This window comes from Paenibacillus cellulosilyticus (genome assembly GCF_003182255.1).
In the GTDB taxonomy this organism is placed as follows: domain Bacteria; phylum Bacillota; class Bacilli; order Paenibacillales; family Paenibacillaceae; genus Paenibacillus_T; species Paenibacillus_T cellulosilyticus.
The window spans coordinates 148,394-156,296 of record NZ_QGTQ01000014.1; the positions used below are offsets into that span (position 1 = coordinate 148,394).

Here is a 7,903-nt window from a genome sequence, read left to right on the forward strand (position 1 = left end):
CTAGAAGAAAGCAAAATTGCTAAGTGTATGCTTACGAAGCAAGCAATTTTGCTTGCAAGACAGTACATCGAAGAAGCTAGCAAAATTGCTAAGCGTATGCTTACGAAGCAAGCAATTTTGCTTGCAAAGCAGTACATCGAAGAAGCTAGCAAAATTGCTTTAAGGAGGTTCGGAAGGTGGAGGGTACAGCGGTTAAAACCAAGAAGCTGCGTGTGTCTCATCAAAATATGAGAAAAATCCACGGCCTGATCTTCATGCTGCCGTGGCTCATCGGCTTCATCCTGTTCTTCATCAAGCCGCTCGTGAACACGATTAAGTACTCGTTTCACGAGGTCGGCGTAGCAGACAACGGGGGCATGACCCTCAAGTATGTCGGCTTGCAAAATTTCACTAATCTGTTCCGCGCGGAAGTATCCAGCCAGAGCCAGACGTTCGCGCGCGTGTTCACTGACGAGAACATCGACATCTTCATGAATACGCCGGTCATCGTCATCTTCAGCTTGTTCTGTGCGATTCTCGTGAACGTGAAGTTCAAGGGGCGCGGCCTGGCACGGGTCATCTTCTTCCTTCCGATCGTACTCGGATTGAAGGTCGTCGTTGATCTGATCATGATCACATCGGGCGGCGACGTGGCGGATGCAGCTGTCAGCAGCCAGTTTGATACGAGCGGGCTGATTAATTTTTTGCTGAATTATACGTTTCTCCCGCTGAATGTCACTTTATTTATTTCCGATCTTGCGAGCAACATTTTTATGCTGATCTCTCAGACAGGGGTTCAGACCTTGATCTTCTTGGCCGGCTTGCAGTCGATCAATCGATCACTCTATGAGGTCGCACGTATCGAGGGTGCGAACAGCTATGAAGTGTTCTGGAAAATTACGCTTCCGCTGCTGTCCAACATCTCGTTGTTCGCGCTCATCTACACGTTCGTCGATATGTTTCTGCAATCGTCGATCTCGACGGAAATCTACTACTTCGCGTTCAATAAGAACAACATTGGCGTAGGCTCCGCGTTATCGGTCGTGTATCTGTTCAACGTATTGATCGATTTGGTTCTGCTTCTATTTATTATGAGTAAGGTGGTGAAGTTAAATCATGGCGACAAGTGAAGTGAAAACCGTAAAACGAATTGACGGTTATGTGCTCAAAGATAAGCTTCATAAATTCGTATTCGGCTATTTATTCTACTCGTTGGTCATCGGATTGGGCTTCGCCATCATTTATCCTTTGATTAAGCTGCTTCCGGTTGTGTTCAACAATCTCGAGGATCTGGGTAATCCCGACGTCATCTGGGTGCCTATCAAATATTCAACGGTCAGCTTCCAAGCTGCTATCCGACTGGTATTCGGCAACTTCGTGCCGATGCTGCAGTCCCTCGGATATTCGGTCATCATCGCGATTATCCAAATTTTTGTCTGCGCGATTGCTGGCTATTCGCTCGGCAGGGTGGAGTTCTGGGGACGGAACCTGTTGACGTTCCTTGTCATTCTGTCGTTCGTCGTCCCACCACAATCGCTGCTCATTTCGCAATACTTGAGCTTCAAGCACTTCGATATATTCGGCATTATTTCGGCTATGCATGGCAGCACGATCGATTTGATCAACCAGCCTTACACGCTCTACCTGATCGCGTTCTTCGGGTTTGGTGTGAAGCAGAGCATGTTCATCTTCGTCTTCCGCCAATTTTTCAAAGGACTGCCGAAGGAGCTGGAGGAAGCGGCTTTCATTGATGGCTGCGGCTTCTACAAAACGTACTTCAGGGTTGCACTTCCCAATGCGGTCCCTGCCATTATGACGGTAGCGATTCTCGCTTTCGTATGGAATTACGGGGATACGTATTATACGGGTTACTTCCACCCAGATGGTCCATATTTGAGCAATAAATTGATGACGACCTTCTCGGAAGCAAACGTGCAGAACATTTTGTATGCAATCAAAACGTGGTATGCAGTGCCTGGGGCAACAACCTTCTCCTTCGACGCCGTGAAGCAAGCGGCAGCAATTATTTATCTCCTGCCACTGCTGCTTATCTACTTCTTGGTGCAGAAGCGTATTGTAGAGAACTTCGAACAGTCGGGTATTGTTGGCTAATAGAGGTGAACTTACACTAACAGAAAGGCGGATGAGGCTAGATTGACAGTCGGAATAAAGTCGCAGGTGAGCAGCATGCTCATTGATGCGGCGACACACTATCAAACAATCGATAACTTCGGAGCATCAGACGCATGGTCGATGGATCCGATTGGTAAGCATTGGACGGATGAAAATAAAACCCGCGTCGCTGATCTTTTGTTCTCGCGGGAGAACGGCATCGGATTGTCCGCTTGGCGATTCAACATTGGAGCGGGTTCGGAAGAAACGGATCGCGAAATTATTCGCAATCCGTGGCGTCGGGCCGAAGCGTTCCGGATGTCAGCGGACAGCGATTACGACTGGAGTAAGCAAGCTGGGCAGCAGTGGTTTCTCCGCGCGGCGAAGGAGAGAGGCGTAAACACGCTGATCGCCTTCGTCAACAGTCCGCCGGTGTGGATGACGAAGAATGGTCACGCGCAGCCGGATCCTGGCGTGGGCTCAACCAACCTGAAGCCGGGCTATGAACCAGCGTTTGCGTCGTTTTTGATCGACGTGTTGAAGCATTTTCGCAATGAGGGAATTGAGTTCCAGTATGTGAGTCCAATCAATGAACCGACCTGGGATTGGAACAATTCCGGACAAGAAGGGAACCGCTACAACAATGATGATTTGAAGCGCGTTCTTCTTGAAGTGTACAACCAGCTGAAGGCATCAGATCTGAAGACGAAGATTAGTGCAGCCGATGGCGTGGAGATTACGTCGCTGCTAGACGATGATTTGTTCGAGGAGTTCTCTGGCGAGCAGCAGTACTCAAGTGGTGCGAACGCGCTCGGTACGGGCAAATATCGCGAATATATCAAGTGCATGTTAGGTGATCCCGAGCTGAAGGAAGCGATTGGTCATAAGATTGCATCCCACTCGTATTGGTCCGACTATGACAAACCGGGCGACGACCGTCTAGGTAAGCTGAGAGAATTGCTAGTAGCGAATATCGAGCGTTACGATCCAGATGCGGTGTACTGGATGTCGGAGTACTGTATTCTGGGTCACGACGGCCATGGCCGCGACTTTGGAATGGATGCAGCGCTGCGAGTAGCGCGAGCGATTCATTTTGACTTGGCGGCAGCGAATGCGGCAGCTTGGCAGTGGTGGACGGCGGTGTCCAAGGAGGATTATAAGGACGGACTCATCTATACGGACTTCAAGAAGCCAGGTGACGAGCAGAATATTTTGCCTTCGAAGATCCTGTGGGCACTGGGCAACTACAGCAAATTTGTACGTCCAGGCGCGGTTCGTATTGCGCTTAATGAGACGGATGAGGATCTCGCAAGCGGACTAATGGGCTCGGCGTATCTTCACGAAGGAGAGCGGACGCTCGCAGCAGTGTTCGTCAATGATAGTGGGGAGGACCGTCGCATTAGCGTTTCGCTGCAAGGCTTGGATGTGCAAGGCGGCGTCAAGGTGATGCATACCTATGTAACGAGCGAAAAGCATGATTTGGCGCAGTCGGATGAGGTTAAGGTATCGGCTAATGGCACGCTTGAGGGCATAATCCCAGCGCGGTCTGTTGTGACTTGGAATGGGGAATGGAGCTAAAGCTGTTTATCGACAGCTTTGTTTTCAGAAACTTATGAAACCCATTTCATGAAATCTATTTCATTGGTAAAGGCTTTCTTAATACCGCGATTCATTCGCGAAGCATAGAAAAGGAAGGTGACTGAAATGCACACCACTTATGCAGCCAATACTGGCGCGGCGTTCTCGTATGACGACAAGAGTTTCATGATGAATGGCAAGAGAGTGTTTCTGAACAGTGCGGCCATTCACTATTTCCGGATGCCGAAGGAAGAATGGCGGGAGGTTCTTGTAAAAGCAAAGCTTGCAGGCATGAACTGTATCGATACGTATTTTGCATGGAATGTGCATGAGCCAAATGAAGGCGAATGGAACTTTGAAGGCGATGCAGATTGCGGCGCATTCCTTGATTTGTGTGCCGAGCTTGGTTTGTGGGTTATCGCGCGGCCTGGTCCGTTCATCTGTGCGGAGTGGGACTTCGGGGGCTTCCCTTGGTGGCTTGGCAACAAAGAAGGCGTGAAGTTCCGGGAGTACAACGAGACGTACTTGAAGTACGTTGATCTGTACTTCGATCGTATCGCGGAGATCATTCGTGGGCGGCAATTGTCACAAGGCGGAACCGTTATTCTCGTACAGGTAGAGAATGAGTATGGCTACTTGACGGACGATGCATCCGCTGCTGCTTACATGAGTCATCTCAGAGATGGACTGCTCAACAGAGGAATTGATATGCCGCTAATCACATGTGTCGGCGGTGTAGACGGGGCGATAGAAGGCGCGAACTTCTGGAGCGGCGCGGATCATCATTACGAGAACCTGGTGAAGAAGCAGCCGGATACACCAAAGATCGTTACAGAGTTCTGGAGCGGGTGGTTCGAGCATTGGGGAGCGCCAGCAGCGACGCAGAAGACGCCGCAGCTGTATGAGAAGCGAATGTTTGAAGCGATTCAGACGGGCTTCACGGGAATCAGCCATTACATGTTCTTCGGCGGTACGAACTTCGCTGGCTATGGAGGCAGAACAGTCGGCAGCAGCGACATCTTTATGGTGACGTCCTATGATTATGATGCGCCACTGAGCGAGTATGGAAGAACGACGCCGAAGTATATGGCTGCCAAACGGTTCTCTTTGTTTGCGGAAGCGGTAGGTTCCTTATTGCTTGACTCAGCAGCGTTCGATACAGCAGCAATTATTGCGCCGAAGGGCATTACGGTTCGCGGGAGAAAGAATGGGGAGCAAAGGATACTGTTCGTTGGAAGCGACAAGGAAGAGAGAGACACGGTCTATCTGACACTTGAGAGCGGCAGGACGCTGCCTGTTATGGTGAACCCAGGAGAAATTGTTCCGGTGCTGGATGGATTCCAAGTGCAGGGCGGAGTGCGATTAACGACTAACACGGCAATCGCGTGCAATGAGATGGTTGACGGTATTCATACGGTAATCGTGTTCGCGAAGGACGGACAACGATCTTTGGTTGAATTGAATGCGGATGAAGAGATTGTGCATTCGGATGATCAGCCACTTTTGTATACGCGGAGTGGTGATGGCAAGACGATCTCGTTTGATTTCTACCATTTCAATGAGTCACAGGATGTTCGCGTGACGATTGGTGATCAGACGCTGCGGCTGGTCGTGATGAATACGGCTGCCATGGACCAGACATGGCGTATCGCGGAAGGCCAGTGGGTTGGCGGATGCTTTGATGTAGATATCGAAGCAGGCGAGCAGCTGGTTGCTTGTTTGAGTGAATCTGCGGTGAATGGAGAATTGCCTGCCGGGTTCAACCCAGTGGTTAGTGATGATGAGGTAGCGGGTCTCCGTACTGGTGCAGTGCATCAGAAAGCACCTGCGTTAGGAGATTGGGTGAGCAGCACGTTAGACTTGGCGTCTGTGCAGGGCGTATCGTGCGAGGTCCCACAAGACTTCTCTAGCTTCTCGCAGCCATATGGCTATTTGGTCTACTCCAGTCAGATCGAAAGCGATTCCGACCAGAAGACGACGCTCATTCTGCCGAAGCTGCAAGATACGGCGAGAGTCTACGTGAATGGAACAGAGGTCGGACTGATCCGCGAGGTAGGGTCTTCCTCGATCGAGATTTCGCTGCGTGCAGGCAGCAACAGCCTTCAGATTCTCGTGCAGAACATGGGCCGGTTGAACTTCTCGCCTTACCTCGGCGAGCCGAAGGGCTTGTTCGACACAGGCTACCTGCAAGGCAATGTGGTGGATCTGCGCAGCGGCTGGTCGCATGGCGAAGAAACGGTTCATCTCGATCGCGTGAATAAGCTGGATGGACAAGTGACACTAACGCGTACGTTTCATCTTGATGGGCATGACCGGGCCATTATCGTTGGTGCGGTGAGCAAGCCGCTGCTCGTGAACGGTAAGGAGGTACCGTTGGAAGGCTATCAGAACTGGTTCTCGCATGAGACGGTTGATATCTCCGCATTCGTCCAACAGGGCGAGAATGTAATTGAGATGCCATACATGAAGTCGCCGGTTAACCGCCTAGAGCTGCTGTCCTACCATTCTTCGAATGGAATCGGCGAGTGGAGCATGGCGGGATTGGAAGATGGCGTACCTTCGGAAGCGGGATTAGAGTTGAGCGGGGCTGATAAGAAGGTGCCAACTTGGTATTGCTGTGCGTTCAAGAAGCCTGAGCTTCCTGCCCATGTTCATGCTAAGCTGAAGCTGCGTCTTACGGGCATGAGCAAAGGCTCCGTCTGGCTGAACGGCATCAACCTCGGCCGCTACTGGCAGATCGGTCCACAAGAGGACTACAAGATTCCGCTTGCATGGCTCAAAGACGTGAACGAGCTTGTACTATTCGATGAAGAAGGCAGATCGCCAGCGAAAGTGAAGCTGCTGTTCGACGAGCAGACGAGCCGTAGCTGGGTGCAACTCGGATCAATTTAGTAGAAAACACCACGAACTACGAGTACTATTCAAGGGCTAACCTTCAAGCAAAATTGGGGGTTAGCTTTTTTTGTCGAGTGGAATCTCCGGTTCCGGTTCAAAGCATGCAGAACATGCATGCTTTGAACGCTGTTGGTCGGTGGTAACTAGCAATCCCTGCAGAACATGCATACATTTCACCTGAAATTCATTGAGTTGAGGGGATTCGATTCAATTTCATGTCATAACTGCAGGTCTGCACTGGCGTAGTTCAATAGGTGTCTGAAAAACGTATACGTTCTGCATTTTTCTTCTGACAGTCCTTTTTTGTGAAAAAGGGAAAGCAACAGCATAAGGGATACTAAATCTAGTTGAGTCCTTTATTATGAAAAAAAGGTCAATCGACAATTATACGATGACTCAACTTCAGGTTGAATCATCGAAAATCTCAATTACCCGGTTATTGTTCGCTCCACACCGTTCCAATAGAATGAGTGTACATGAGGAACGTGAGATATGTTGATTGGTCATTCATATTAAGATAATACGATTTTCGGAGGTAGTCCTTTGCCAAGCCATGAAGAAATCTATCAGGACTCATCGAATCTATACGAGGAAATGGTCAGCCGCCAGCCTGATCTTACAGAAGTGATTAAGGAGATCAGACCCTACCAAGGACTCGATGTGCTGGATCTAGGAGCTGGATCGGGCAGACTAACAAGCATTATAGCTCCAGAAGCGAAGTCAGTCGTTTGTACAGATATCTCCAACGCAATGTTGGAACTGCTGGATCAGAAGCTGTCTCGCGGCAATTTGTCTCCGAATTGGACCACAGTAGTGGCGGATCATCGCAGTCTTCCGATTGCGGACGCATCAATTGATCTGGCCGTTTCAGGCTGGAGCATCTGCTATCTAACAAACACGGACAATGCCGATTGGGAGCAAAATCTAGCGTCAGTGCTCGATGAACTCACTCGTGTGGTCAAACCCAATGGGACCATCATCATCTTCGAAACGATGGGGACTGGGGCCGAAACGCCTGATCCACCTGAATTCTTGAAACCTTACTATGAGCAGCTTGAGAACAAATATGGGTTCGAGCATCGGTGGATTAGAACGGACTACACATTCGCGAATGCAGCAGAGGCGAGGGAGAGGACGGAATTCTTCTTTGGTCCCGAACTGGCCCAGTGGATTGAAGAGAAACGCTGGTCAATCGTCCCTGAGTGCGCAGGTATTTGGTGGAGGCACCTGTAATGTTTTGGCGCTAAACATTCCTGTAGAGTCTAAGAATTGAGCTTGGACAAAAAAAGGAGCGCCTCGTATGATGGGGGTTGAACGGATCAATGTCCTAATACCCATC

The 7,903-nt window shown here is 49.9% G+C and carries 5 protein-coding genes; all 5 read left to right on the top strand.

What is annotated here, in order from left to right:
* Window positions 1–176 precede the first annotated feature (176 nt).
* On the top strand, window positions 177–1,109 hold the full coding sequence (locus DFQ01_RS17965) for a carbohydrate ABC transporter permease (protein ID WP_110045281.1): 933 nt from the start codon (window positions 177–179) through the stop codon (window positions 1,107–1,109).
* Window positions 1,096–2,091: a carbohydrate ABC transporter permease gene (locus tag DFQ01_RS17970; RefSeq protein ID WP_110045282.1), complete on the top strand. Its 996-nt coding sequence runs from the start codon at window positions 1,096–1,098 to the stop codon at window positions 2,089–2,091. Before DFQ01_RS17965 ends, DFQ01_RS17970 begins: the two co-directional genes overlap by 14 nt.
* 42 nt (window positions 2,092–2,133) lie before the next feature.
* On the top strand, window positions 2,134–3,669 hold the full coding sequence (locus tag DFQ01_RS17975) for a glycoside hydrolase (protein ID WP_245946770.1): 1,536 nt from the start codon (window positions 2,134–2,136) through the stop codon (window positions 3,667–3,669).
* A gap of 126 nt (window positions 3,670–3,795) precedes the next feature.
* On the top strand, window positions 3,796–6,561 hold the full coding sequence (locus tag DFQ01_RS17980) for a beta-galactosidase (RefSeq protein WP_110045284.1): 2,766 nt from the start codon (window positions 3,796–3,798) through the stop codon (window positions 6,559–6,561).
* A 546-nt stretch (window positions 6,562–7,107) separates the two neighbouring features.
* A complete protein-coding gene (locus DFQ01_RS17985) occupies window positions 7,108–7,797 on the top strand; it encodes a class I SAM-dependent methyltransferase (protein ID WP_174812592.1) in 690 nt (229 codons plus the stop codon).
* The last annotated feature ends 106 nt before the right edge of the window (window positions 7,798–7,903 follow it).